This is a genomic window from Nevskiales bacterium (assembly GCA_035574475.1).
Lineage (GTDB): Bacteria > Pseudomonadota > Gammaproteobacteria > Nevskiales > DATLYR01 > DATLYR01.
Genome location: DATLYR010000129.1, coordinates 1 through 2,069, shown reverse-complemented (window position 1 = coordinate 2,069; position 2,069 = coordinate 1). Strand labels below are relative to the sequence as shown.

Annotated in this window: 1 protein-coding gene; it reads right to left on the bottom strand. The window is 69.8% G+C overall.

All coding sequences use genetic code 11. The features are described from left to right. Positions 1–2,069: phosphoribosylformylglycinamidine synthase (purL, locus tag VNJ47_07510; protein HXG28678.1), on the bottom strand; the 2,069-nt coding region annotated here is incomplete at both ends.

Here is a 2,069-nt window from a genome sequence, read left to right as displayed (position 1 = left end):
CGCTGAAGGCGGTATAGCCGCTGGCCGTCACCGCCACGTCCGCCACCGGCACCTGCCAGGGCCCGACCATCTGGTCGCGCGCGGTCAGGCCGCCGACCGTGCGATCACCAATCGTGATGAGAAAGGTCTTGGCGGCCACGCTCGGCAGCCGCAGCACCCGCTCGATCGCCTCGGCGATATGGATGCCACTCGGATCGAAAGTCAGCGCGGCGCGGCGCAGATGGCCGACCTGGCGCTGCAGGCGCGGCGTCTTGCCGAGCAGCACCGGCATCGGCATGTCCACCGGCCTCGGGTTGGCGCCATCCACGATGCTGAGTTGCGGCTCGGCCGTCGCCTGCCCGACCACGGCGAAGGGGCAGCGCTCGCGCGCGCACAGCTGCTCGAAGACGCCAAGCCGCGCCGGCTCGATCGCCAGCACGTAGCGCTCCTGCGCCTCGTTGCACCAGATCTCCATCGGCGACAGGCTCGGGTCGGCGCTGGGGATTTTTCGCAGGTCGAGGCGCCCGCCCTTGCCGTCGGCGTGCACGATCTCGGGGATGGCGTTGGACAGCCCGCCCGCGCCGACATCGTGAATGGACAGGATCGGGTTGTCGGCGCCCAGCGCCCAGCAGCGGTCGATGACTTCCTGGCAGCGGCGCTGGATCTCGGGGTTGGCGCGCTGCACCGAGGCGAAATCCAGCTCGGCGCTGCTGGTGCCGCCCTGCATCGAGGACGCGGCGCCGCCGCCCAGGCCGATCAGCATGGCCGGCCCGCCGAGCACGACGATGGCGGCGCCGTCCGGCACGGCCTCCTTCTCGACATGCTGCGGGCGCACGTTGCCCATGCCGCCGGCGATCATGATCGGCTTGTGGTAACCGCGCAGCTCGCTATGGCCATTGGCCGGCACCACCATCTCGAAGCTGCGGAAATAGCCGGCCAGGTTCGGGCGGCCGAATTCGTTGTTGTAGGCGGCCGCCCCGATCGGCCCTTCGAGCATGATCTCCAGCGCCGAGGCGATGTGCGTCGGCTTGCCATGGTCCGGCTCCCAGGGCTGCACGAAACCCGGGATGCGCAGGTTCGAGACCGTGAAGCCGCACAGGCCGGCCTTGGTGCGCGCGCCACGACCGGTGGCGGCCTCGTCACGAATCTCGCCGCCGGCGCCGGTGGCGGCGCCGGCATAGGGCGAGATGGCGGTGGGGTGGTTGTGCGTCTCGACCTTCATCAGGAGATGCACGTCCTCCGCGACCTCGCGGTAGGTGCCGTTCGCATCCGGGAAGAAGCGCGTGGCACGCGTGCCCTGCACCACCGCGGCATTGTCCTTGTAGGCCGACAGCACGCCCTGCGGCGTGGCACGGTGGCTCTGCTTGATCATCTCGAACAGCGACAGCGGCTGCGGCGTACCGTCCAGCGTCCACTGCGCGTTGAAGATCTTGTGCCGGCAGTGCTCGGAGTTGATCTGCGCGAACATCATCAGCTCGGCATCGGTCGGGTTGCGCCGGAGCTGGCCGAAGCTGTTGACGAGATAGTCGATTTCAACGTCGGACAGCGCCAGGCCCCATTCGCGGTTGGCGCGCGCGAGGGCCTCGCGCCCGCCGCCGAGCAGGTCCACCGTGCGCAGCGGCCGGGCCGGTGGCGCATCGAATACCTGCGCGAGCGCATTGGAATCCGTGAGCACGGTCTCCGTCATCGGGTCGTGCAGCTGACGCAGCGCATCTGCGGGTAGCGGCTCGGCCAGGCCGCGCAGCACGTACAGGCGCCCGCGCTCGAGGCGTTGCAGGAAATCCAGCTCGCAGACGCGGGCGATGTCGGTGGCCTTGCTGGACCACGGCGAGGTGGTGCCGAGCCGCGGCACCACGTACAGCCGTTGTTCCGTGGCTTCGACCGGCAGCCAGTTGCCGACGTCACCGAGCAGCCGGCTGAGGCTGTCCATGGCCACCACGGTCGGCGGCGTGGGGCAGCCCACGAGGTAGAAATGCTGGGTCTCGACCGCCGACGGCTGCAAACCGGCCTGCCGCAGCTGCGCATGCAGGCGTTGCAGGCGGAATTCGGACAGTGCCGGCCCGGCCGGCAGTGCGATCACGTGCATGGGC